Here is a 23781-nt window from a genome sequence, read left to right on the forward strand (position 1 = left end):
CGCTCAATCAGTAAAAATGCTTGAGCTCCCAGTCTAGTGGCAGACGATACGAAGTCAGGGGAGCACGCTCCGAGAGAAACTGGCCCCCTACCGCTTCCGCAGCACCAACACCAGGTTCGACACCGCGAACTCGCGCAGCCCCGGTACGTGCACCATCCACCAGGCCCACCACGGGTGGTAGCGCGGGAACGCGGCCAGCAGTTCGCAGTCACCAGCCTCCGCTGCAGCGCGCGCCCACTTCAACCCTTCACCGCAACCGACCTTGAACAGGGACTCGCCAAAGTAGTTCTTCGGCCGCTTGCCGTGCTTCCTCTCATACATGCGCCGCGCGCGGTCGCCGCCCAGGTAATGCGTCATCCCCATCTCGTGGCCGCCGAACGGGCCGTACCAAATGGTGTACGAGTACACGACCAACCCATCCGGCTTAGTTACACGCAGCATTTCCTCGCCCATCGTCCACGGCTCGGGCACATGCTCGGCGACGTTCGACGAGTAGGTCAGGTCAAACGCGTCATCGCGAAATGGCAGCTCCAGTCCCGATCCGCGTACCGACGACTCCAGCTTGATCCCCGCCGCCGCCATCTCGCCCACATCGGGCTCACAGGTGTAATATTCCACGCCACGCTGGGCAAACGCTCGGCCAAAGTACCCAGGGCCGCCGCCGACATCAAGGATGCGCTTGCCACGCAGTGCGGTATTCGTCGTAACGCTTGACGACGTGCCCCCTGCGCCCGGCGACTCCGCCGTACCAGCGGTGCCCCTCGCATCCACCGCGCCCACTGAACCATCCGCGCCAGCCGCGATGCCTTCTAGGAGGCCGATGGTGTCCTCGGCAAGGTGCCCGTAGAAGATATCGGGATCGGTTTGCTCGTATTTGAAGTCGTTGAGCAGCCCAAATGAGCGCGACAGTGTAGCAAAGCTGCGCAGCTCTTTCAGAGCGGGCGGGACGATAAAAGCGGGAAAGCGAAAGCTGGTCACGTCAAACAATCTAATGGACTGGTTGGGTCTGGGAGTATGGATTTGAGCTAAAGCGGCAACGAAAGCCGTGCCGAGCGTTAGGCTCATATTGTTATGAAAATCTTATTGTTGTGTTGGCGCGACACTGGTCATCCCGAAGGTGGAGGTAGTGAGCGCTATTTGGAGCGCGTCGCAGGTTACCTTGCCGACCAAGGCCACACTGTGGTGTTCCGCACGGCCAGCTACCCAGGCGCACCGGCCCTTTCACGTCGTGACGGCGTGACTTTCTCCCGCGCTGGTGGAAACTTCTCCGTCTACGTGCGCTCCTGGACCGCGATGCTGGGGGCTAGATTTGGCGTGGGGCCAATTGCCAAGGCGCTCGGCGGCAAGCCGGATGTCGTGGTCGATACCCAAAACGGTGTCCCCTTTTTCGCGCGGATTTTCTCCGGCGCACCGACGGTGCTCCTGACACATCACTGCCACCGCGAGCAGTGGCCAGTGGCGGGGCCGATTATTAGCAAGCTTGGGTGGTTCATCGAGTCGCGTCTGTCGCCGATGATTCACCGCCGCAGCCGCTACATCACCGTTTCCGAACCAAGTGCCGCTGAACTGGTAGAACTCGGAGTGTCGCCGGGGCGCATCGCGGTGATTCGCAATGGTGTGGACCCGATTCCGGAGGAGTTGCAGTCGACCGAAATCATGGCAGACCTATCCGAGTGCGACGGTCCGGCACCGCATCTGGTGACGCTGTCGCGATTGGTCCCGCATAAGCAGATTGAGCACGCCATCGATGTGCTCGCAGATCTTGTGCAGGATTGTCCAGGTGCGATTCTCGATGTTATTGGCTCGGGGTGGTGGCACGACAACCTCGTGGAATATGCCCGTGACAAGGGTGTTTCGGATCACGTGGTCTTCCACGGGCAGGTCACAGAGGCGGATAAACACCGCATCCTCTCCAAGGCGTGTCTGCATCTGATGCCTTCCCGCAAGGAGGGCTGGGGGCTCGCCGTCATCGAATCGGCGCAGCACGGCGTGCCAACGGTCGGTTACCGTTCCTCGGCGGGATTGCGCGACTCGGTCAACGACGGTGAAACTGGCCTGCTGGCCAGCGATGAAGCTGACCTAATTACCAAGACACGACAGATTCTCGATAACGGCGAACTGCATCGCGCCATGTCCAAGGCCTGCGTCGCCCGTGCTGCGGAATTTGGCTGGGACAAAACCGGCGAGGCAGTTCTGAATGTCTTGGAAAACCCAACTCTGGACAATCTGCTACCTGCGGCGGGGCAGTAGCGCTTCCTTTACTCCAGCCAGTAGTCCCGCCAGTAGCCCAGCGAGTAGGCAAAGAGTCCAGATTGCAAAGGCTATCCACGCAGCTGTATAGGCACCTTGGCTCGGTCGCGTGGTCGGATCGATAACGCCGGGAACATGGTATAGCTGCAGGTCAGGTGTTTCATAGACGGGATCTAGCGCTGCCACAATGTCAGCTGAATCGCCGAAGTTGCCGGGCGAATTCTCCACTAGGATCCAGCCAACGCCCTGGTCCCGAAGGCTCTGGAGCGCAGACGCAAGCTCCTCCTTCCTCTTTGCACCGCCGAGCAGCGTACGCTCAACGGTTGTGGCTCCCTCGCCAGACACCGACTGCCCAGACACGATCAATTCGCCGGAGCTCACCACCGGAGCGGGCAAAATCTTCGTAGCCGGGTCGAGGACAGGGCGCCCATTAATGATGCGGTAAGAACCGGCAGGTAGAACCGCAACGCGATCGTCGTCAAGCGCGACGACACCGGAAACCGCCGACCAGCCCTCCCATGACGGAATGGGGCGGAGTGGAGCGACATCGGCGGGCAGCGTGGGGACAGCGGCAATGATGATGAGCGCGCTGACGCCAGTAGCCAACCACTGGCCGATATTGACGGTGGCGCTGCGAGCGCGGCGTGCCAGGTACTCCGCACCGCTGGCGGCGAGGATGACATAGGCAGGGACAGCGAGCGCGATCCACTTCTGTGCATCGCGAAGCAGACCCGCCCCCGGGATGTGCTCGAGCGCCCAACCCATCATCAAAATGCCCGGCGTTGTTGCGGCGAGAGCGACGAGCACAATGCTCACGGCGCCGGTGATAATCAGCCCCCGCCAGCGCTCTTGCGAATGCCAGACACGACGGAATCCCAGGCCCATGAGTACCAAGAGCACCAGCACCATGATCGCCGAAAAACCAGCCTCGCGAGTTAGCGGCACAGCCTGCTTATTCCAGATACCGCCCAGCCCCAACAGGCTGCCGAGCGTGCCGACGTGTGCCTCTGCTCTGGCCGCAAATGCGGCAGCGCCAGCAACATCGGAGGACCTAGCTGCACTCGGGTTCAGCAAAGATGCCACCAGCCACGGTGAACTGACCGCCACTGTTGTGGCCGCAACCCAAGCGCGGTCGCGGTTATTGCGGGCGGCAACAATGCCGGTGATACCAGCTAAAAGGGCACCGGTCGGTGTGAGGCCCGCAGCGGCAATGGCGCTGGTGCGCCACAAAGCACTACCCATCTGTGTTGCCAGAACTACTGCCGGAAGTAACAATACGGCGATGACCAGTGACCACTGTCCCTGGAGTAAACGCTCGACCACGAACGGGTTCCAGAGCAGCATCGTCGGTGCGATCAGCTGACTGGCCAAGCTCGGAGTCATGGGGATAAGGCCGGCACTGGATGCGCTACTGGCACCAGAGCCGTGGCGAGTGAACCTGCGGGCGAGCTCAGCAGCTGCAAGACCACCAATCAAACAGGCGCCCACCATGGCGAAGCGCACCCAATGGCTGGCATCCACAAAGTATCCCAGTGCCCACAGTGCGGTGTCCTGAGGGACAGCTCGTGCCGCAGCGGGGCCGAGTCCCAGGGCCGCGTCGGTAAGCGGTGGGTGATTGGGGATGACCATGTCGCGCAGCAGGAATATCGGCGCCCCAAAGCGACCATCAGCCGGGGCCTTGAGGGGCGCAAAGAGAGGCCAGCACACGGCAGCGGTCAGTAAGAGAATCCACGACGACACAAAAACCCAGGCGACTCGCTCCGAATGAGAGCGAGCCGACTGGGTCAGAGTAGTGCGGAAACGTTGTGTCACGTGCCCTATATTAAATTATTTTTCGCTTTCCTCAGTGAAACTTAGGGTAAGCGAGAGCCTGAGGCATCTTAAGGGCCTCGTGGCTTGGTCTCTTAGGCAGACTTGCTGCGAATGCGGAAGCCAATCACGATGAGAACCAGGCCGAGGATACCGAGGATCCACGGTGCGACAGTGCCACCGATAGTCAGCGACTTACGTGCTTCCTTAGCGCGGTCCATCTGACGGCCCTTGGAGCCTTCGTCCCACTGAGCGGTGTACTTCATCGCGGTACGGTTCTGCTCCTTGGCTTCCTTCTCACGGCCAGCCTTGGAAGCAATTTCTTCCGCTTCCTTGTCGTCCTTGGCGTAGAACATGAACATCTCTTCAGTACCGTTGACGATCACGCCAGAGGTTGGCTCGACGCGAACAGTACGGACGTTGGTGTAGTAACGATCCAACTCGACATCGTCGTCACCCTCCAGGCCCCACTTGTGAGCCGGGAAGCTCAGGCGCATGGAAGCCAGCGAGGACTTGTCAGCCTCGGTGAGCTTGCGGCCGTCGCGAGTGAAGTGCTCGGTCAGGGACTCGTAGAGGTTCTGCGGCGGAATGGTCATGGAGTACTTGTAGACCTTGACGCCATCCTGAGTTTCCTCACCGACGAAGTCGATCTCGAAGTTACGCATCGCCTGGACGTCATAGTACGGGTAGGACTTCTTCTGAGCACCAAACGGGAACTGGTACTGGATGCCCGGGCGGGTGAACGTCGGCGGCTTGGTGTCCGAACCACCCTGGGGTGCGTTAATAGCAACGCTGGAGATCGGGTCATCTACCGGGTACGCAGTACTGCGATCAACAGTGATGCGGTCGAGGGTCGCATTGATGAGGTTCTTCGGCTCTTTGCGGTCATCGCGCAGCAGGGTGGTACCGACCTGGAGAGTTGCGATCTTCTCGTCGGCCGGCTCCTCGATCTCAACGTGGCGCTTCGACTGCATCGGAGTCTTGTCGTTGATGAAGCAGTGGACCGGGAGGTCGCGCTTCTCTTCGTCCGTCTCTGCCTTGCAACGCGGGTCATTCTTGCGGTTTGGCGTTGGCTCATTCTTGCCCAGCTGGCTGGAGTCCAACAGGGTGCCGTCGCGCACCTCCGTGATGGTGTCGCTCACAGTGTCAAGTGGGATGACCCGGAGGCGAGGCACCAGGAAGGTTGGCAGAAGGACGGCAATGACAATCAATGCAGCACCGATGATAATCAGTGCATGTCCGAGAGTTCTCTTCATCAGCGGATAGTCCTTTAACTGTACGTAACTTTCTGCTGCAAAACCTAGCAGGAAGTTAGGAGTTATGTGGTGTGTTTTTAAAAAATAACTTGTCGGGAAAACAAAAGAGTTTTGGAAAAACAGGTCTGAACAGGATTTATTTCATAATAGAATACAAGTGATTTTACTCATTCCAGTATCCGTGTAAGAAAGTACTATGACGTCCAAGGCATTTGCGGCAGCTCCAAGCGCTAGGCAAGACACAGCGTCGAGCGCTATGCCGAACCCTACGCCGAGCGCTATGCCGAACTCTGCCACCACATTCCGCCCAGGCTTCCTGCCCTCGCTGGAGGGGCTGCGCGCTGTGGCTTCGATGGGCATCATCGGTACGCACGTCGCATTCCAGACCGGGCATGATGTGGGAGCCCTGTGGGAACGCGTCCTCGGCCGCTTCGACTTCTTCGTGGCTGTTTTCTTCGTGCTGTCCGGATTCCTGTTGTGGCGTTCTCACCGCTCGGGTTATGGCGGAATCCCCCGTCGTAAAGCATTGGCCGATGCCGACGGCGGACGGAAGAAGAGCTGGGCGAAGTATTACAAGAAGCGCGTCGCGCGCATTATGCCTGCGTACTGGGTGCTGGTGCTTATTGTGCTCATTGCACTGCCGGTGGGGCGTGGCGCGGATCTCAAGATTTGGCTGACAAACCTGACGCTGACACAGGTGTATTTCTCCGGCTCTCTGCACGGTGGGTTGACGCACCTGTGGTCATTGTCGGTGGAGGTCGCGTTCTACATCGCGCTGCCGCTGTTTGCCATCGGGCTTAGCCGGTTGGACCCACATCGCCAGCAGGGGCGCCGCATAGTGGCAATTTCCCTGCTCGCAATCTTGAGCTTCGGTTGGCCCTACCTACCGCTGCCGTACCCGGAAGGCGTTAACCCGCATATTCAGCCGATCGCATACTTTTCCTGGTTCGCAGCTGGCATGATTCTCGCCGAGCTGGAATCGCTCCAGGGTGTCGATACCGATGCTGCCCGCGCGAGGGTGGGAACCATGCAGCGCTGGGCGCGCCGCCGTTCGCTGTGGCTGGCTATCGCCGTGGGCGCGCTGGTGCTGGCTTCCTACCTGGGGCCCGAAGGACTAGTCGAGCTAACCAACTGGGAATTCACTCGCCGCCTGCTGTGTGGGCTGGTCTTCGGTGCCGCCATCATCGGCCCCTGGACGATGGCGCCGGAATCGCGCTTCCTCGAACACCCCATTATGCAGGCGCTGGGGCGCTGGTCTTACGGCATCTTCCTCTGGCACGTGGCGATGCTCTCCATCGCATTCCCGCTGCTTGGTGTGAAGCTATTTACCGGCCATCTGCTCAGTGTCACCATTGTTACGGTCGCACTGTCGATTCCCGTGGCCGCCGCCTCCTACGCGCTCGTCGAGGAACCTGCCCGCCGCTTCTTCGCACGCGTCTGGGTCAACCGCTAACGGCTCTTAATCAGCGGCGTTGTCGGTGTTGTCGACGTCGCTGTCGGTGTCGTCATCAGCACCGCCATCGGAAAGCATCGAGCAGCACGCCACGATCGTCAGCGCCGCCGTCACCAGTAACTGAAGCGGCCAGTCGGCACCGGCGTAGTCATCCTTCGGCCACGGGTTCGCCGCCAGCACCAAGCCCGCAATCGACATCGTCGCAGCAAGTGTCACAATAAGGGCGTTTCGCACGTTCAGCCATGGCTTGACGACGTCCCCACGCTTCCGTGCCCAGAAAACCGCACCAAGGGTAGCGGCAACCACCACGAGGGCAACGACCACGCCAGGCCAGCTGGATACCAGTGTCACTGTCGCGGCAGCCGCAATGCCAATAGCCGCCCGCGGCAGGTCATTGCTCAGCGAAGACGCGGGAATCGGGGTGGTGAGAGCGAAGCGTCGCCAAGCGAAAGCCAGCCCCACAGTGACCAGTGCGTACACGGTTGCGAGTGCGCCGCCTGCCAGGATGCCAGTACGCCAGGTCTGCTGCGGTGGGTAGGTCAGCTCGACCGCACCACCAATACCGGCCGGAATCGTCCAACCCTGCTGCCAACCAGAGACCGTTACCGGCTTCATGGCGGCGCCTCCGACACGGAGCTCATGGCCAGCATTGACAGAGATTGGCAACCACACGATGCGATCGTGGTCGGCAGCGTCAATGGGATTGTTCAGATCGATTGGCGTCACTTTCTGCTGCTCAGCTGACGGCGCGAAGTAGTCAGTCGAGGTGAGCGACACCCAATCGGACTTGGCATCGATGCGCCATGGCCCCGGTGAGAGCTCAATCTCTTCACCACAGGTCAGCTCGCGGTGATCAGAGCCGTCACCGCGCTGGAGGCTGGCCCACGGGGCTCCGATGCTGCTGCGGCAGGTATCAGCATCGATCTTTACCTTTACCGGCTTCGGAACGGTGAACAGGCGCACCAGCGTGCCCTCATGAATCTCCTGGCCGAAGACCCAACGCTGAGCCAGCGAAGAGGAATTCGGCACCACCGGGACACGAACCGGCGTGAGGTCCTCCGCTATATCCTCGGTGGAAAGTTCCGCCTCTTCATCGGAATCGGGACTGCTGGATTCGAATGCGTCGAAGCCAGTGTCTCGCTGTGGAATCACCAGGCCTAGCTCGGAGATAGCGAAGCCTACAGGAGCAATCTTTGCTGTGATGAGCACAGATGTGGTCTTGCCGCCGGGCAGCGGAATACGAGTCGTCTCACCCGGGACCAACTGTACGGAGCTGGAAGCCGTGTCGGTCTGGATGCGCAGTTGCACCGGAACGCGAGCACCGGTCAGGCTGAGCACTGCGTTATCGGTCGGTTCCTTCCACGACAGTTTGACCCACTCAGCCTGGCTCTTGCCCGCCAAGGGTTCCCACCAGGTGGAGGTGTCGCCGTCGAGCATTGCGTTGACCGAGTGGTCAGCCGATGCACCACCGACGTTGTATGGCTCAGAGGCCGACGACGAAACCTCAATTGTGGCGCGACCCGTTGCTGTCTGCGTCAGTGGCAGTCCCACGACGGGGTAGTCCGGAACGAGGTTGCGAACATATGAGTCCTCGTCTTCGGCCAGGATTGCTGACTCCGCACCGACGACTTCACCATAGTTGCGGCCGCGGCGGGCGGGCGTGTCGGTGACAGTGCCGGCATTCTTGCCAGACAGGATGCGCACCGGAGCATCGGAATCGACTTCGTCAAGCCGCGGGAGCACTTCGGGGCCGCCGGCGACCAGCGGTATCTGGGTAGTGTCTACCAACCGCGGTGAAAGTGCGTGATTGCGCAGCTCCTTCGGGCCCGCACCCCAAATCTGGATAGCGGTATGGCCGTCCTCGTCCGCGAACTCCGCCACCTTTTCCATGGTCGGGGAGTCCTGCAGCGTGGAAGTGATGGCGCGCAGCGAATCGCCCCTCGAGGTAACTCTCAAGTCGTGGCGGACCAGCACGTAGCCGATACCGTTGTTGCGCAGGGTGGCATCCAGTGCCGGTACCTCACGGCCCCGAGTCAGTGAATTGCGCAGACCATCGAGGCCGCGAATCGCCTCTGGAGGCACTAGTGGCACGGTATCGCGGACGGCCCAGGGCACGTCGGCGAGCGGCTGGAGCGGTTCGTCGCGAGTATTGCCCCATGTCTGATCAGCAAACGGCGATGACGGCACCACCAGCGTGCGGGTGTCCTTGCCCTGCTCATTCAGCCAGTCGGCCGCTTCGTGCCAGTAGCCCGGAACCTCGGAAAAACCACCTGTCGGAGCGAGGCGTGCGCTCCACGCAGGGGCGGTGGCACTGGCGATAACCACCAGAACCAGCATCGATGCGATAGCGCGCGGGTGCTTTTCCGGGTGTAGCCACTGCTGCCAGCCAGTGGTCGCTGAATCGCTCGCCGTCTCGTTCGTGTGCTCGTTCGCCGGCTCTCGCCACGGCCATGGCAGCTGGGCTGTCGCATGAGCGAAGCCGATAACAAGTGGCAGACGCACAATAGTGTCGAATTTGTGCAGGTTGCGCACTGCTGCGAGCGTGGAATCGAGCACCTCTCGAGCCGATTCCCACGCCAGCCCGAACGGCTCCGTCCAGGCTGCCATGATAACAAGCCCGATGAGCAGCATCATCAGCCACATTCGACGCAGCGGAAGTGAGCGCATGACCAAGCCAAGTAGGCCAATCGCCGCTACAGCCAGGGTGGCGTAAATGAGAATGGGCTCCGCGACCAGCGCATTTCCGCCGACTCGCTCGAAAGAGACAAACGGAGTCCACGAAGTGGAACCGCGGAGCGTCTCGCCGAGACTCAACCAACGAGTGGTCACACCGGAGGACTCAATGTAGTCCGTAAACGGTGGTGAGTACTTGCCCAGCAGGAGCAGCGGCACAATCCACCACATGCTGACCGCTGCACACGCAGCCAGCCAACCGCCGAGCATCGCCCACGCACGCCCGCGACGAGGCCCCGTAAAAGCGAAGAAGAGCAGCATCAGACCTGCGGGGATGCAAGCCGCCGCTGTACTGACCGCATTGACCGCGCCAGTGCACAGTACCGCTAGGCCGGACAGCAATACGGCACGGGCAGTCGCACGCCAGGGCAGTTCCTCGCGCCGGGCTGCGACCCGCAGGAGCGGAAGCAGAATCCACGGTGCCAGTGCGACCGGCCAGGTCTCGGACGAAATCGCGCCCAACGTCGTAATCACACGCGGCGACAACGCGTACAACAATGCCGCCAATACGCGAGAGGTATGCGTGCCGACGTTTATAGCTTCGGCCACGCGATATGCGCCGGTAAAAGCCACGCAGAGAGTAAGGCTCCACCACAGCGCCTGAATCAGCCAGCCGGGCGCTAGGACATCGGGCAGCAAACTAAACAGCGCGAAGAATGCGCCCTGTGGAAAGAGATAGCCATATGCCTGGTTTTGGAGCTGTCCCAGCGGCATGGTGTCTGACCACATGTTGAGCGAGGCGGACAAAAACCCGATGGGGTCTTCTGTCAGGTCGTGCTTTGTGTCAGCGACAGTCTTGCCGGGGGACTGGATGAATGCCAGCAGGCACAGCAAAGCCCACCAAGGTACAAGCACGCGCTTACGCGCTCGAACAAAGGTGGGCATAGCTTTAAAGGAGGGTTAGCGTTAAAAACTTAACGCTGACCGTACTCGACACCGCCAAGCAGAGCGTCATCGGTGGAAACAGCCTGTGCTTCCGGAATTCGGTCTTCGGTCAGAGCCTGGCCGATGCCGAAGATAGCGGCACCACCGAGAAGGGCGCCAATGAGCGCCGAGGCCAGGGCAGGGCCAACGCTACGACGCTGCTCGGAATCAGTTTCGTATGCCATGTTGAGGACTCCTCGTGTGCATTAAGTCAATACTGTTTATAAAACTACACTCTGTGACTTCTGTAAACCAGTGGAACAGCTGGGATTCTCTCCCCGCCTTGAATTTTGAGCGGTTTCAGCGGTCATTGAGTTTTCTTAGTTGAGAGATTAACCCATTTTCTATCAGCTAAGTAAGTTTTTAAAAATTTTCTGGAAATTATTCCTTTTCCCCCGGAACGACGAGGACCGGGCGGCCAGCATTCTTCAGCAACGCGTCAGAGGTCGAGGCGGTGAACAGACCACGCAAACCAGTAACACCGCGAGTGCCGGAGATAATCACGCCCGCATCGAGGTCGTGAGCTGCATCGACGATGGCCGACCAGATAGTAGTTTCAGTCTCTACCAAGTAGGGCTCCGCGACGAAGCCAGCCTCAGCGGCAATCTGTACACCCTCACGGCAAATACGGACGGCCTCGTCGTGAGCCGGATCGCCGTCTTCAGTCGTGGCATCCCAGTCGGGCTGCATCATGCCAGAGGCGCCAGCAGTGCGAGCTGCAGCGCGCTGCAGGGGTTCCCAGGCAGTCAGAATGTAGGCCTTCTTAACGCGCAGCAGTTTTCCGGCATAGGCCAGCGCCCGCTTGGCTTCGTCGGAGCCGTCGTAGGCAATGAGCATGGAATCAGAAATCGGTTCAACCATTTTTGAGTTCAATCCTTACGTCAGAGATAGCCGAAAGACTGTCAATAGATAAAGAAAAAGAGATGTCCTTGTAGTCCAGGATAGGACAACAGCGACATTCAGTACGCTAGTTTTTAAGCTTCCTCGAACGAGCCGGCTTGGGTCGGCGAGAGAGTCATTAGCAGGAAGCGGTAACGTCCATTGTTATGGCGATAGAAGAAAAACCAGGGCAACAACAGCCAAAGGCCGCTGGGTCCTCGAAGAATGCCATCGCGCTCAGCGTTCCCGTTCTCGTTATCGCCGTAATCGTCGCGGCGCTGAATTTGCGCCCGAGTATTGCGTCAATCGGTCCGGTGATTGATCAGCTCCTATCCGACCTTGGTGCTTCCTCCGCCTTTGGTGGTTTGATTACAGCGATTCCGGGGCTCGCATTTTTCGCGATTGGGTTGTCCGCGGTTTCCGTCGGCAAGCGAATGGGCTTAAGCGGTGCACTCACACTGTCTGCGACGTTGCTATTCGTCGGTCTTGCGGTGCGCCCGTGGGTGAGCAGCATCTGGCTATTCCTTCTGTTTACGGCGTTGTCGGTTGCGGGTATTGCGCTGGGTAATGTACTGCTACCTGCGTGGATCAAGGTGCATGGCGGCCGTCATGCCGTCGTGCTGATGATGTTGTACTCCAGCATGCTCGCCCTCGGGGGCGGACTGGGGCCGGCGACGGCGTTTTTGATTAGCGATTCACCCGAAGCGTCCACAGGCGGCGTCGATATGTGGCGCTGGGCGATTGCCGTATGGGCGATAACCGCCTTTGTTCAGCTCGTTGTGTGGTTGCCGCTGCGTGCGCGCATCGGATTCGACTATCCGAAGGCCTCGGTCAGCTCCTCGGTAAACACGCCAATCTGGAAGTCGCCGACAGCCATTGCGCTGGCAGTTTTCTTCGGCGTGCAGTCGATGAACGCCTACGTGCTCATGGGCTGGATGCCGAAAATGCTTATCGACGCAGGCATCAGCGTCAGCGTAGCTACCGCGGCATCCATGATTGTTCAAGGGCTGGGCATCATCGGCGGGCTGCTGATGCCACCGCTGATTGCACGGCTCCGCACCATGTCCTACGTAGCCTTTGGTCTCGGCTGCCTTTTCTTCCTCGGGTATGCGTTGATGATTCTGATCGACCAGTGGGGAGCGGCGGAAACTGGTGTTGGATACGCGATTGGGGCTGCGTTCCTGCTGGGCGTGGGTGGTTTTTGTTTCCCCATGGCTATCGCGCTGATTCCGGGCCGCACGCGCAGCCATGAGCTGACCGCGCGGCTGTCCGGCTTCGTGCAGCCAATCGGCTACATTTTCTCCGCAGTCGGGCCATTCCTGGTGGGTGTGGCCGCTGGAACGACGGAAACGTGGACACCTATTCTGGTCGTGCTGCTTGGTACTACGGTCGTGCTTGCAGTGCTTGGGCTGGCTGTCGGTCGGCCAACGTACATTGATGACGAACTGGCCGACCGAGGTATCGGTGAAAAGAAGCCGGGACGTATTCAGCTCGACTGAATTTAGGGGAGTTAGCTCCACTGTATTTGAACCCGGGCCAACTTAGCTTTGAACCTATGACAAAGAAAAAGAATTTAATCGCGCTGGCCTGGAGTTTTATTCTCGGCCTGCTGTTCATTCCGGGTTTGATTGCCTCTGTTGTGCTTCTGCCGTGGATTCCGCTCATCGGCCGAGGTGCCGACTGGCTCTCTCGCTGGGTGGCATCGTGGTCCGGCACCCCGATTGCCAACCGCGTGACCAATCGTTGGTTCGACATCCGCAACTTCGTCAACCTGCTCGTCCAACTGGTCATTGGGTTCGTCACCTTTACAGCGTGGGTCGGCGGTGGTTTTACTGTCGGAGTGCTCTTCGCTGCACCTTTCCTGGTTGATGAAGTGCAGTTTTTCAGCTGGACTCTGACGGACCCAACACAGAAAATCTCTGTTGCCTGGGTTTTCGCAATCCTCTTTTTGGTGCTGACCATCGCCATCAACCTCGGTGCCGGCCTGCTGTCCATTTGGCTCTCCCGCGTCATCCTCGCACCATCCAGCGAAGAAGTTACCCAATCCCGCGACGTGCTCATTGACTCCTTCTCAGGCGAGCGCCATCGCATTGAGCGCGAGCTTCACGACGGTCCGCAGCAACACCTGACCGCCTTGAAACTCAACATTGCCGCTGCTCGCATGGGTAAGACTGAAGAAGATGTAGCCGAGGCGCTCTCCGCCGCCGACCGCAATGCAACGCAGGCTCTTGCACAGCTGCGCTCCGTGGTGCTTGGCATTGCCCCGCCGGTACTGTTTGAAAACGGACTGGTCGCTGCCGTGAGGGAGCTGGCAGCGCACTCCGGAATGCAGGTATCCGTTGGTGAAAATGGTGTTTCCGACTTCGGCCCGATTGACGAAACCACAGCGTTACTCGCTTACCACAGCGCAGCGGAGGGGCTGACCAACGCCACCAAGCATGGCCATGCCAATCGAGCTGATATCACTCTCGCGGTTCAGACTCCGAAGAGGGCGCTCGTGTCTCATCCGGGTACGCTTACGGTCACTGTGCGCGACAACGGTGAAGGTCTGATGGAACCATCGGGGGCGGACGCTGTAGACGTCGTAAAGCATGGCACGGGAACCGGCATTGCGGGCCTGCGCGAACGGGCGGCAGCGCTCGGCGGAACCGTGACGCTCACCAACGCCGACGGTGGTGCTGAATTGCGGCTGGAACTGCCTGTTCGCCAAGGAAGGACGCGATGAAAGTACTGCTGGCCGAGGACTCCGTACTCCTGCGCGAGGGGCTGACCGGCCTGCTGCGGGCGCTGGGATACGAGGTTGTCGCCGTCGGTGATGCGGATCAGCTGCTCGACACTGCCGAAGGGCAGACGTTCGATGTCATCGTCAGCGATGTCCGGATGCCACCGAACATGCGTGACGACGGATTGCTCGCTGTCACCAAACTTCGCCAGAGCAACCCTGACCAGCCGGTTGTCGTGCTCAGCCAGTACGTGGCGGCCAGTTACTTAGATCGCCTGCTGCAGCATGGTGGCTTTGGGTACTTGTTGAAAGAACGCGTCTCTGATGTCGAGCACTTCGTTGCGGCGCTGGAAGAAGTACGCGGTGGCGGTACCGTGGTCGACCCTGAAGTGGTTGCGACGCTACTGGCCGCAAAGCAGGACGGCATCGCCGCGCTGACTCCACGTGAGCGCGAAGTGCTCGACCTAATGGCGCAGGGGCTCAGTAATAAGGAAATAGAAAAACGCCTGGTACTAACCGCAGGCGCTGTGAGTAAGCATGTGGCGAATGTGTTCTTGAAGCTCGGCTTTCAGCCGGAAGATAACAACCGTCGTGTCAAAGCAGTGCTGCGGTGGCTGAGATATACCGCGCCATCGAGTTAGGCTTTGCCGTTGTCTATGGTTTAAACCGCGCCCTACGCAAAAGCCTCGCGCCGACTCCTGCGAAACTGGAGTCGATGCGGGGCTTATGGCTAATTGGTGTTACTCGGATGTGCTACTCGGAGTAGTTTTGGCTGTTTTGGTGCCGCGGGGGTAGCTGAAAAGTAGCGGAAACAACAATGAGGCTCAGCTTGACGCTGAGCCTCATTAGAGAGCCGATGACGGGAATCGAACCCGCGCCGCCTGCTTGGGAAGCAGGAGTTCTACCATTGAACTACATCGGCACACAGTAGGCGGAATGATTAAAAGCACGCCACGGGATTGGCACAGTAGGTGTGGCATGCAGGAAATCAGTCGCCCTCTGTAACTTCAATGTAGCACTCTCGATTCGCGTCGAAAAAATTGGTTGGCAGCAGCTCCGCTGAATTTATCGCGGGCATATCCTGCAACCCGCACACGCTGTGCATTACAGAGCGGTTAAGCTGGTCTATGTGTTGCTCTCAGATCGTGATATTCGTGCCGCTATCGATGCCGAAGGCTCCGGCCATCTCGGCATTGATCCTTTTGACCCGAAGATGATTCAGCCTTCGTCCATCGACGTGCGTCTGGACAAGTTCTTCCGAGTTTTTAACAACTCGCAGTACACGCACATCGATCCGAAGTTGCCGCAGGAAGAACTGACGTCCCCGCACGAGGTTCCAGAAGGGCAGCCCTTCATTCTTCACCCGGGCGAGTTCGTCCTGGCATCGACCCTGGAGTACTTCACTATTCCTCCGAACTTGGCAGGCCGCCTGGAAGGTAAGTCTTCGTTGGGGCGTCTGGGCCTGGCAACGCACTCGACCGCCGGCTTTATTGACCCAGGGTTTTCAGGTCACATCACGCTGGAGCTATCCAATGTGGCGAACTTGCCTATCGCACTGTGGCCGAATATGAAGGTCGGCCAGCTGGCACTGTTCAAGATGTCCTCGCCGGCAGAGGTGCCTTACGGTTCCGGCAAGCTCGGTTCGAAGTATCAGGGGCAGCGCGGCCCGACGCCGTCGCGTGCGTACCTGAACTTCCGCGATGAGGAATAAGGCACCTGAAACTCGGGATATGAACTCGGAATATAAATGAATTGCGAATAGCCCCGAGTGAATTCTCGGTGAAGAAATGGAAACAATTTTCCAATAAAGAGTTTCCGCAGGTGAAAAGCCTAAATATGGCCCTTTAGTTCACACCATTTAAGGGTTAAATCGGCTTGAGGGCCTTTTATCTTTCGATAAATAATAGCCCTTATGCGTATTACGGTTATTGGTACGGGTTACCTTGGTGCCACTCATGCCGCGGCGATGGCGGAGTTAGGCCACGAGGTTCTCGGCGTAGATGTTGATCCCGCCAAGATTGAGGCATTGTCCGCAGGCCAAGTTCCTTTCTTTGAGCCCGGCTTGCCCGAACTGCTAAAGAAGCACGTTGAGTCGGGGCGACTACGTTTCACCACTAACTACGACGAGGCTGTTGAATTTGCGAACGTCCACTTCGTAGGTGTCGGAACTCCGCAGGTCAAGGGTTCGTACGCAGCCGATGTTCGCTATGTGGACGCAGCTGTTACCGAATTGGCCAAGCGCGTCGTCGGCAAGCATTTAGTGTTTGGTAAGTCCACTGTGCCCGTCGGTACCGCACCGCGCTTGCAGGAGCTGGCTGCGGAGATGATTAGTGAGCGCGCCGCATCCGGCGATGATGAGTTGAAGAACACCAGTCTCGAGATTGCCTGGAACCCGGAGTTCCTGCGCGAGGGCTTCGCGGTAAAGGACACTCTCGAGCCGGACCGTGTGGTGCTGGGCACCCAGAAGCCGGGGATGATCCTCAATGGTGCAGGTCAGGAAGTCGAATCGATCGCTGAGGGAAGCCTGCGCGAGTGCTTCGGCCCTATCTTTGAGCGTGAGACGCCGTTTATCGTCGCGGACACCGCCACCGCAGAGCTGGTAAAGGTGTCGGCGAACGCATTCCTCGCCACCAAGATTTCCTTCATCAACGCGGTCTCTGAAATCTGTGAGGTCACAGGTGCAGATATCACTACGCTTGCCGACGCCATCGGTATGGACGCCCGAATTGGCCGCCGCTTCCTCAATGCGGGGCTGGGCTTCGGCGGCGGTTGCCTGCCGAAGGATATCCGCGCATTCATGGCCCGCGCTGGTGAGCTGGGCGTTGACCAGGCGCTGACTTTCCTGCGCGAGGTCGATGCAATCAACATGCGTCGCCGTGAAAAGACCGTTGACCTGGTACGCGGCAGCTTCGGTGGCTCGTTGCTCGGTCACACCGTGACTGTGCTGGGTGCGGCGTTCAAGCCGAACTCTGACGATGTGCGTGACTCCCCGGCGCTGTCGATTGCCGGTTCGCTGTCGTTGGCAGGCGCTTCGGTGAGCGTTTACGACCCACAGGCCATGGAGAACGCCAAGAAGAATTTCCCGACCTTGGAGTACGCACCGAGCATCGAAGCAGCTCTGGAAGGCTCGGAGATGGTTGTCGTCGCCACCGAGTGGCAGCAGTTCCGCGACATCGACCCGGTGGCTGCGAAGAAACTGGTCAAGCGTGCAGCGGTGCTTGACGGCCGCAACTGCCTGCCAACCGATCAGTGGCGTGCCGCAGGCTGGGATGTCACCTGCCTCGGCCGCGGCTAAATGCTAGCTGCTCTCGAGCGCTTCGGAAACTTCATACCCTCCGGAGCCACGGTATAGGCGGCGATGAGGGTGGTAATCGGCACCGCGAGTACCAAAGCGACCGCACCGATGGTGGAACGCAGCAGTTCTGTGGCCACTACATCGGAGGTCAACGACTGCATCAGCGGCCGGTCGGAGACGCTTAACAAAATCGATAGCGGCAGTGCGGTGCCGAGGTACGCCAGTACCAGTGTGTAGACCATCGACGCGATGTGGTCGCGACCGACGCGCATTGCCGAGCGGAAGACCTCCATAGGCCGCGACCGCGGAGCTGCTTCGTAGAGCTCCTGGACGGTAGAGGCCTGGGCGATGGTGACGTCGTTAAGCACCCCCAACGCGCCGATGATGAATCCCGCCAGAAGCAGACCTGTGACGGAGACGTCAGGCAGGTAAAGCTGAATAAGTAGGTTGTCCTCGTTGCCGAGACCACGTAGCTGCGACGTGGAGATTGCGAGGTTGGCCAGGCCCGCCGCCAGCACCATCGTGGTGAGTGTTCCCGCCAGTGCGGAAGCTGACTTCCAGTTGATGCCATGAACGAGGAAGAGCACTGGGAAGAGAATCGCCGCGCCCGCCGTGATGGCTAAGGCCACAGGATCGCCGCCGCGTAGCAGTGCCGGAACCAGAAATCCCATCACTGCGGCCAGCGTGATGCCAAGACCAATGAGGCTCAAGACCCCGCGAGTCATGCCGACGAGGATGATGAGAAGTACTGTCGCGCCGAGCCACAACCAGATTGTCGTGGTGCGATCCATGTCCAGGAAGGTGTAGGTGTTCCCGATGCTAGCGGTGTCGACAACCTGATGAGGTGCGACGTCGACGACGTTAGTGTCGGCGGCAGGAGCCGCGGGGGCAGGTGGTGCGGGTGGAGCAGGAGCAGCAGGAGCTTCTGCCCCGGATTCAGGTGCTGGTTCCTGCTCCGGAGCCGGTGCCGGTGCCGGAGCCTCAGCATCAGGAGCAGACTCCCCCTCTGCGCCCTCAGGGGCAGGCGCGGGAACAACGCCAGGAGCTGGTGTCATCAACCCCGGATTCGGCACGGCACCATTGTCGACAGCTCCGGTACCGGCAGCGTTTGGACGGTGAATTGCCAGGACGACCTTGTCGCCCTCCGCCAGCTCCATCTCACCGGGCAGACCGGATGCCTCCAGAAGAGTCTTCTTGCCCTCGTCTGGGCCCGAGGTCAGTTCAATGACCGAGAGCTGGCACTTCGGCGCCGCGGGGTCGTTGAGCGAAGCTGTCAGCCCTGGCCGCGGCTGGTCGTCGAAGACACGTCCGTTGTCAGGCGAATTGCACGCGCCGACGCTGTGCTTTACGACGGTTCCCTTGACCGTCTCCGCAGCTGATGTCTGTGACTGCAGGAATCCCGGCCCCGGACTCGGAGCTTCACCCGATGGCCAGCGTCCAATCACAGCGAGGAAAGTGGCAATGCCAGCAACTGTAAGAACTGTGGCCAGTAAGCGACGTGCTCTTGTGGGGTTGTGCCGCGGTTTTGTCGGTTTTGGTTTGGCTTGTGCAGGTTCGGTTTGCCGCGCCGGTGCTGGTTTTGAATGTGCGGCAGGTTCTGCATGTCGTGCTGGGGCAGCCGAGGTTTCAGAGTTGGGTTGATTCGCGGCGTTGACAGCCCGGCACCGGCCGGTAGGGGAGCCGCTGTTCGAGTTCTTCAGTACGTCGAGATGCGCACCTATGTCGGAACCCGGAGCAACGCGAAAAGGTTGCTGATTACTAGAGTTCATTGAATCTTTTGAATGCCTGCCCACCCTTAATAACCTAATCGCTGTACCAGCTCCGGAAGGCGTACCGCCATTCCGGCGCGCCGAGCCCTGGTCATCAACACTGTGCCCACTTTTCGAAGCAATACTCACTTATCGATGCGCTCCAGCGTGTCTATAAGTGAATAGCGCATCGATATGTGAAAGGGGTAGAACCCGCAGCAACGCGAAAAGCCTGCTGATTCCCGGAATCCACTGAACCTTTTGAGCACCTGCCCACCGTTAACAGCCTAATCCCTGTTACTGCTTGTAGCTGACCAGGAAGTTGCCCAGGCGCTCGATGGCTTCCTTCAGGTCGCGCGCCCACGGCAGGGTGACAATTCGGAAGTGATCCGGCGTCGGGTAGTTGAAGCCAGAGCCGCCGACCATCAGAATCTTCTCTTCACGCAAAATGTCGAGCATCAGCTTTTCGTCATCGTGAATTTCGTAGACGTTCGGATCCAGCTTCGGGAATGCGTACATTGCTCCCATCGGCTTCACGCAGCTCACGCCCGGAATTGAGGTCAGCCCCTCGTAGGCGACATTGCGCTGCTCCAGGAGGCGACCGCCTGGCAAGATTAGGTCCTCGATGGACTGGTAACCGCCAAGTGCCACCTGAATGCCGTGTTGAGCAGGGACATTCGGGCACAGACGGGTGCTGGCCAGCAGGTTGATACCCTCGATAAAGCCCTCTGCGTGGCGCTTCGGGCCAGTCAGCACCATCCAGCCCGCGCGGTAGCCGGCCACGCGGTAGGTCTTGGACAGGCCGTTGAAGGTGATACAGAGCAAATCCGGGGCCAAGGAGGCAGTGGAAATGTGCTCTGCATCGTCGTAGAGGATGCGGTCGTAGATTTCGTCGGAAAGCAGCAGGAGTGAGTGCTCACGAGCGATATCGACGATGGCTTCGAGTGTCTGGCGTGTGTAGACCGCGCCGGTCGGATTGTTCGGGTTGATGATGACAATCGCCTTCGTGCGATCCGTCACCTTCGAGCGAATGTCTTCGACATCCGGAGCCCAGTTATTCTCCTCATCACATGTGTAGTGGACGGCCTTACCGCCGGCGAGGGTGGTTGCTGCCGTCCAGAGCGGGTAATCCGGAGCTGGAATGAGGACCTCATCGCCCTCGTTGAGCAGCGCCTGTGTGGTGATGGAAATCAGCTCGGAGACGCCGTTGCCCAGCCAGACGTCGTTGACGTCGAAACGGGGGAAATCCGGGTCCATCTCATAGCGCGTGACGACGGCACGGCGTGCGGAGTAAATACCCTTGGACTCGGAGTAGCCCTGTGCGTGGGGGAGGGCCCGGACCATGTCCTGCACGATGGTGTCAGGTGCATCAAAGCCGAACTTTGCCGGATTGCCGGTGTTGAGCATCATGATGCGGTGGCCGTCGGCTTCCATCTGCTCGGCGAGAGTAGTCACCGGACCGCGAATGTCATAGAGGACGTTCTGCAGCTTGGAGGATTGATCCAGTGTCTTCAGCGGAGTGCGGCGAGGTGCCCTGATGTTTCCACGACGGGCGGCAACGCGGGCGGCACGGGACTGCTCGGCCTGAGTGGCCTGTGCAGTCTGAGCGTCCTGCGTTGTCTCGTTGGTGGTTTCGGTGCCCTGGGAAGTGTCTTTGCTGGAACTCACCTGTCTAAGCATGCCACTTTTTTGCTCCCGCACCATGCTTTTCTCATAGTGGGGGCAGATTAATTGCACATTGATTGCGCAAAAGCGTCCTGCATGAGGATGCAGGACGCTTTTCTGGGGTTCTGGCTGCTGGGTTCCGGCTGCTAGTTACTGCTTGACTGCGGAGCCGTCGATCTGCAGGGAAATCTCATTGCCAAGGAGCAGGCCGCCAGTCTTAATAGGAGCGTTGTAATCGATGCCGAAATCGGTGCGGTCAATCTTGGTGGCTGCCTCGAAACCAACGCGAGTCTGCCCCCATGGGTCTTCAGCGGAGCCGAAAATGTCGACATCCAGGGTGACCGGCTTGGTAATGCCGTTGATGGTCAGGTCGCCGGTAACGGTGGCCTTTTCTTCGCTCTGGAGCTCGATAGCGGTGGAAACGAACTCGAAGGTCGGGTTTTCGTCGGTGCCGAAGAAGTCCTTCGAGCGCAGGTGGTTGTCGCGCTCTTCATTGTTGGTGTTGATGGAGTTCGCCTGAATGGTCGCCTTTGCCGTGGAATTCTCCGGCTTGTCGACATCAAAATTAATAACGGACTCAAACTCAGTGAACTGACCGTGGACCTTAGTGATCATAGCGTGACGAACGGTGAATCCAACGGTGGAGTGCTGTGCATCAAGAACGTAGTTACCAGACTGAAGAGCCATAGTGAATCTCCTAAAAGTTAAAAGTATCTCGAATGTTTCGAAGTATTTTTGTCCGCCGGAACCAACCCCCGGTGTTGACGTGTCAACTATAAGTCAGTGAGAGATGACGTGTCAACAAAAAGGTCTTAATATGGAGCCATGCAATTCGGAATTTTTACAATTGGCGACGTCACAAAAGATCCCACGACCGGACAAATCCCTACTGAACATGAGCGAATTAAGGCAACTGTCGCGCTAGCGAAGAAGGCTGAAGAGGTTGGCCTCGATGTATTTGCTACCGGCCAGCACCACAATCCACCGTTTGTGGCCCCGGCGAACCCGCCGATTCTGCTAGCAAACCTCGCAGCGCAGACCGAAAATCTGATTCTGTCGACCTCGACAACGCTGATTACCACCACCGACCCCGTGCGCATCGCTGAGGATTACGCCTACCTCCAGCACCTTTCCGAAGGCCGCATGGATCTCATGATGGGCCGCGGCAACACCGGGCCGGTTTATCCGTGGTTTGGCAAGGATATCCGCAAGGGGATTCCGCTGGCCATTGAGAATTACCACCTATTGCGCACCCTTTGGCGTGAGGAAAATGTGGATTGGCAAGGTCAATTCCGCACGCCGCTGCAGTCCTTTACGTCCACTCCGCGTCCGCTCGACGGGGTAGCGCCTTTCGTGTGGCATGGCTCAATCCGGTCCACCGAGATTGCTGAGCAGGCCGCCTTCTATGGGGACGGTTTCTTCCATAACCACATTTTCTGGAATATCGAGCACACCACAGCCATGGTCAATCTCTACCGCCAGCGCTTTGAGCACTACGGTCATGGTGCTGCTGATCAGGCAATTGTCGGACTTGGTGGGCAGGTCTTCGCCGCTGAGACGGAAAAGAAAGCCAAGGAAATTTTCCGCCCCTACTTCGACAATGCCCCGGTCTATGGACATGGGCCATCGTTGGAAGAATTCGAGAACATCACTCCACTGACCGTCGGCACGCCTGAGCAAATCATCGAACGTTACCTGGGCTATGCAGATGCCGTTGGTGACTACCAGCGCCAGCTTTTCCTCATCGATCACGCCGGCCTGCCGCTGGAGATCGCGTTGGAGCAGGTTGAGATCCTGGGAACCGAAATCGTTCCGGTCCTGCGTGAAGAGTTCGAGCGCCGCCGTCCGGCACACGTGCCCTTCGACCCGCCGACGCACGCCTCGCTCGTCGCCGAAGGCGCAGATTCCCCGCACCTGCTGGTCCGCCCGGCGGAAAGGAATCAGCAGTGAAAAACCTCGTCGTCGTAAGCGCTGGCGTTTCCGACCCATCGACCACGCGCATCCTCGCCAATCGCATCGCGGAAGCTGTTGACGTGCAGGTCTCCAAGCGCGGCGAAGGCCTCGAGATCGAGTACGTCGAGCTGCGCGAACTCGCTGTCAGCCTCGGCACGGCGATGTCCACAGGGCTTTACGACGAAAAATTGCGCGCCGCCCTCGATACTGTCAGCGGTGCTGATGGATTGATTGCCGCGACCCCGGTGTTCGCTCGGCCGTAGTCGGTTTTGGTCCAGATTTTGGGAACGAAGCTGAAGAAAAGGGTGCAGCACATTCAGCAGACGGGGTCAGTGAGGGCAATCAAGGTGTTGGTGCGCCGAACCATCGGCGCAGTACGAACACGCAGGTGGATGCTAACGTCACGGATTTTGCCACACTGCTAGAGGGGCTCGACGGCACCGCGAAGTAGCCGCGCTCTCGCGTGAAGGGGAGGGCAGGGGAGAGACCGGCGCTCTATTAGCGGCACCACGGAAGGTTGTAGTAGTCGCAAGAGAAGGTATCGGAAAGAGCGTATTCCTTAACCTGTAGGTCGTCGCTGCCGGTTGTAGCTGTCGGTGCTGCGGCAGCGGCCGGGGTGCCGGTCAGCGCGCCTAGGGAAAGTGCTGCGGATGCAATGGTGGTAGCAAGAACAGAAGTGCGTCGAAACATTAGGTAGTACTCCGAAAGATATCTGCCTCGGCAAAGTGTCAGGGCTTTGTGGACTGCCGGACTTCGCCAGTGATTAATAAAGAAATCATAACTATTTAATCAAGAGTGTGAAGCGTGAGGGACCCTTCGTCTGCCCGCGGCTGGGGGTGGCCACTCGGCTACTCTCTGGTGTCTTTATGTAGGTAGGTTAGTGGCCGAAATGTTGATTGCCTAATACCAAGTGGCTGACCAAGGCATTTTTGAATTGGTTCAAAAGGCGTAGTTCTAATGCGATTAAATTAATCGCTGAAATTTTATTGTGGCGCTCATAATCGCTGGTCACACGCTGTAATATACCGTATTTTCGCAAGGCAGAAATCTGTGAGATTCCATTTTTACTATGTGGATAATCGCTGTGGCCGTCG

19 protein-coding genes and 1 tRNA gene are annotated in these 23781 nt (G+C 59.0%); 9 read left to right on the top strand and 11 right to left on the bottom strand.

Translation table 11 applies throughout. The annotated features are described in order from the left end of the window. Nucleotides 1-87 precede the first annotated feature (87 nt). Nucleotides 88-978, bottom strand: coding sequence for a class I SAM-dependent methyltransferase (locus tag HMPREF2651_RS06260; RefSeq protein ID WP_239663075.1), 891 nt, complete (start codon nt 976-978; stop codon nt 88-90). 93 nt (nt 979-1071) lie between these two features. Between HMPREF2651_RS06260 and HMPREF2651_RS06265 the strand changes: the two genes are divergently transcribed. Continuing rightward, the gene (locus HMPREF2651_RS06265) at nt 1072-2250 is read left to right on the top strand and encodes a glycosyltransferase family 4 protein (protein WP_049181780.1); all 1179 of its coding nucleotides are present in this window, start codon (nt 1072-1074) and stop codon (nt 2248-2250) included. Here the strand turns inward: HMPREF2651_RS06265 and HMPREF2651_RS06270 are convergent. Both HMPREF2651_RS06270 and HMPREF2651_RS06275 read right to left on the bottom strand, forming a co-directional pair. Beyond that, nucleotides 2230-4062, bottom strand: coding sequence for an MmpA family trehalose lipid delivery protein (locus HMPREF2651_RS06270; protein ID WP_049181779.1), 1833 nt, complete (start codon nt 4060-4062; stop codon nt 2230-2232). The genes HMPREF2651_RS06265 and HMPREF2651_RS06270 overlap by 21 nt on opposite strands. Before the next feature lie 92 nt (nt 4063-4154). Then, nucleotides 4155-5315 carry a cell envelope lipid trafficking protein PgfA gene (locus tag HMPREF2651_RS06275; protein WP_038626836.1) on the bottom strand — a complete coding sequence of 387 codons (1161 nt, stop codon included), beginning with the start codon at nt 5313-5315 and terminating at the stop codon, nt 4155-4157. A gap of 256 nt (nt 5316-5571) precedes the next feature. Here HMPREF2651_RS06275 and HMPREF2651_RS06280 point away from each other — a divergent pair, with 256 nt between their 5' ends. Then, entirely contained in the window at nt 5572-6768 is a 1197-nt protein-coding gene (locus HMPREF2651_RS06280) for an acyltransferase family protein (protein WP_224792279.1), read from the top strand. Nucleotides 6769-6774: 6 nt separating this feature from the next. Here HMPREF2651_RS06280 and HMPREF2651_RS06285 read toward each other — a convergent pair whose 3' ends face one another. From HMPREF2651_RS06285 to HMPREF2651_RS06295, 3 genes are all read right to left on the bottom strand, one after another. Then, nucleotides 6775-10386 (bottom strand): alpha-(1->3)-arabinofuranosyltransferase domain-containing protein, encoded by a 3612-nt coding sequence (locus HMPREF2651_RS06285; RefSeq protein ID WP_049181777.1) that lies wholly within the window; start codon nt 10384-10386, stop codon nt 6775-6777. 29 nt (nt 10387-10415) lie between these two features. Next, complete coding sequence (locus HMPREF2651_RS06290) at nt 10416-10610, bottom strand: DUF2613 domain-containing protein (protein WP_005510537.1); 195 nt, start codon at nt 10608-10610, stop codon at nt 10416-10418. A 196-nt stretch (nt 10611-10806) separates the two neighbouring features. Then, nucleotides 10807-11286, bottom strand: coding sequence for a universal stress protein (locus HMPREF2651_RS06295; RefSeq protein WP_005510532.1), 480 nt, complete (start codon nt 11284-11286; stop codon nt 10807-10809). A 185-nt stretch (nt 11287-11471) separates the two neighbouring features. On the opposite strand from HMPREF2651_RS06295, the gene HMPREF2651_RS06300 reads away from it, so the two are divergent. The 3 genes from HMPREF2651_RS06300 to HMPREF2651_RS06310 are packed head-to-tail and all read left to right on the top strand — an operon-like array spanning nt 11472 to nt 14667. Further along, nucleotides 11472-12803 (top strand): MFS transporter, encoded by a 1332-nt coding sequence (locus HMPREF2651_RS06300; protein ID WP_049181775.1) that lies wholly within the window; start codon nt 11472-11474, stop codon nt 12801-12803. Nucleotides 12804-12859: 56 nt separating this feature from the next. Then, nucleotides 12860-14029, top strand: coding sequence for a sensor histidine kinase (locus HMPREF2651_RS06305; RefSeq protein WP_038626830.1), 1170 nt, complete (start codon nt 12860-12862; stop codon nt 14027-14029). Continuing rightward, nucleotides 14026-14667 (top strand): response regulator transcription factor, encoded by a 642-nt coding sequence (locus HMPREF2651_RS06310; protein WP_038626828.1) that lies wholly within the window; start codon nt 14026-14028, stop codon nt 14665-14667. The genes HMPREF2651_RS06305 and HMPREF2651_RS06310 overlap by 4 nt, the downstream gene beginning before the upstream one ends. Nucleotides 14668-14877: 210 nt before the next feature. Here HMPREF2651_RS06310 and HMPREF2651_RS06315 read toward each other — a convergent pair. Continuing rightward, nucleotides 14878-14948 (bottom strand) — tRNA-Gly (locus HMPREF2651_RS06315). Nucleotides 14949-15155: 207 nt separating this feature from the next. On the opposite strand from HMPREF2651_RS06315, the gene dcd reads away from it, so the two are divergent. Further along, nucleotides 15156-15737, top strand: a complete 582-nt coding sequence (gene dcd, locus HMPREF2651_RS06320; RefSeq protein WP_038626826.1) for a dCTP deaminase — start codon at nt 15156-15158, stop codon at nt 15735-15737. A gap of 201 nt (nt 15738-15938) precedes the next feature. After that, nucleotides 15939-17321 carry a UDP-glucose dehydrogenase family protein gene (locus HMPREF2651_RS06325; RefSeq protein WP_049181771.1) on the top strand — a complete coding sequence of 461 codons (1383 nt, stop codon included), beginning with the start codon at nt 15939-15941 and terminating at the stop codon, nt 17319-17321. Here HMPREF2651_RS06325 and HMPREF2651_RS06330 read toward each other — a convergent pair. The 3 genes from HMPREF2651_RS06330 to HMPREF2651_RS06340 all read right to left on the bottom strand — a co-directional run bounded on the left by HMPREF2651_RS06330 (nt 17318) and on the right by HMPREF2651_RS06340 (nt 21421). Continuing rightward, nucleotides 17318-18766 carry a YibE/F family protein gene (locus HMPREF2651_RS06330; protein WP_049181769.1) on the bottom strand — a complete coding sequence of 483 codons (1449 nt, stop codon included), beginning with the start codon at nt 18764-18766 and terminating at the stop codon, nt 17318-17320. The two genes, HMPREF2651_RS06325 and HMPREF2651_RS06330, sit on opposite strands and share 4 nt — an antisense overlap. Before the next feature lie 600 nt (nt 18767-19366). After that, complete coding sequence (locus HMPREF2651_RS06335; RefSeq protein ID WP_275452450.1) at nt 19367-20737, bottom strand: pyridoxal phosphate-dependent aminotransferase; 1371 nt, start codon at nt 20735-20737, stop codon at nt 19367-19369. Between the two features lie 147 nt (nt 20738-20884). Then, on the bottom strand, nt 20885-21421 hold the full coding sequence (locus HMPREF2651_RS06340) for a YceI family protein (RefSeq protein ID WP_038626820.1): 537 nt from the start codon (nt 21419-21421) through the stop codon (nt 20885-20887). Between the two features lie 138 nt (nt 21422-21559). Between HMPREF2651_RS06340 and HMPREF2651_RS06345 the strand changes: the two genes are divergently transcribed. Then, complete coding sequence (locus HMPREF2651_RS06345) at nt 21560-22684, top strand: CE1758 family FMN-dependent luciferase-like monooxygenase (protein ID WP_038626818.1); 1125 nt, start codon at nt 21560-21562, stop codon at nt 22682-22684. Further along, nucleotides 22681-22950 carry an NAD(P)H-dependent oxidoreductase gene (locus tag HMPREF2651_RS06350; protein ID WP_053088418.1) on the top strand — a complete coding sequence of 90 codons (270 nt, stop codon included), beginning with the start codon at nt 22681-22683 and terminating at the stop codon, nt 22948-22950. The genes HMPREF2651_RS06345 and HMPREF2651_RS06350 overlap by 4 nt, the downstream gene beginning before the upstream one ends. Before the next feature lie 235 nt (nt 22951-23185). On the opposite strand, the gene HMPREF2651_RS06355 is transcribed toward HMPREF2651_RS06350, so the two are convergent. After that, nucleotides 23186-23377 (bottom strand): hypothetical protein, encoded by a 192-nt coding sequence (locus HMPREF2651_RS06355; RefSeq protein WP_038626815.1) that lies wholly within the window; start codon nt 23375-23377, stop codon nt 23186-23188. Nucleotides 23378-23781: the final 404 nt, after the last annotated feature.

Origin of the sequence: Corynebacterium sp. HMSC063A05, from assembly GCF_001809695.1 — a bacterium.
Classification (GTDB): Bacteria; Actinomycetota; Actinomycetes; order Mycobacteriales; family Mycobacteriaceae; genus Corynebacterium; species Corynebacterium amycolatum.

Bases quoted from the DNA above. Each gene is read 5' to 3' on its own strand.
- HMPREF2651_RS06265 (WP_049181780.1), top strand. From the start codon at position 1,072: ATGAAAATCTTATTGTTGTGTTGGCGCGACACTGGTCATCCCGAAGGT.
- HMPREF2651_RS06275 (WP_038626836.1), bottom strand. From the start codon at position 5,315: ATGAAGAGAACTCTCGGACATGCACTGATTATCATCGGTGCTGCATTG.
- HMPREF2651_RS06280 (WP_224792279.1), top strand. From the start codon at position 5,572: ATGCCGAACCCTACGCCGAGCGCTATGCCGAACTCTGCCACCACATTC.
- HMPREF2651_RS06285 (WP_049181777.1), bottom strand. From the start codon at position 10,386: ATGCCCACCTTTGTTCGAGCGCGTAAGCGCGTGCTTGTACCTTGGTGG.
- HMPREF2651_RS06290 (WP_005510537.1), bottom strand. From the start codon at position 10,610: ATGGCATACGAAACTGATTCCGAGCAGCGTCGTAGCGTTGGCCCTGCC.
- HMPREF2651_RS06295 (WP_005510532.1), bottom strand. From the start codon at position 11,286: ATGGTTGAACCGATTTCTGATTCCATGCTCATTGCCTACGACGGCTCC.
- HMPREF2651_RS06300 (WP_049181775.1), top strand. From the start codon at position 11,472: ATGGCGATAGAAGAAAAACCAGGGCAACAACAGCCAAAGGCCGCTGGG.
- HMPREF2651_RS06305 (WP_038626830.1), top strand. From the start codon at position 12,860: ATGACAAAGAAAAAGAATTTAATCGCGCTGGCCTGGAGTTTTATTCTC.
- HMPREF2651_RS06310 (WP_038626828.1), top strand. From the start codon at position 14,026: ATGAAAGTACTGCTGGCCGAGGACTCCGTACTCCTGCGCGAGGGGCTG.
- HMPREF2651_RS06325 (WP_049181771.1), top strand. From the start codon at position 15,939: ATGCGTATTACGGTTATTGGTACGGGTTACCTTGGTGCCACTCATGCC.
- HMPREF2651_RS06340 (WP_038626820.1), bottom strand. From the start codon at position 21,421: ATGGCTCTTCAGTCTGGTAACTACGTTCTTGATGCACAGCACTCCACC.
- HMPREF2651_RS06345 (WP_038626818.1), top strand. From the start codon at position 21,560: ATGCAATTCGGAATTTTTACAATTGGCGACGTCACAAAAGATCCCACG.
- HMPREF2651_RS06355 (WP_038626815.1), bottom strand. From the start codon at position 23,377: ATGTTTCGACGCACTTCTGTTCTTGCTACCACCATTGCATCCGCAGCA.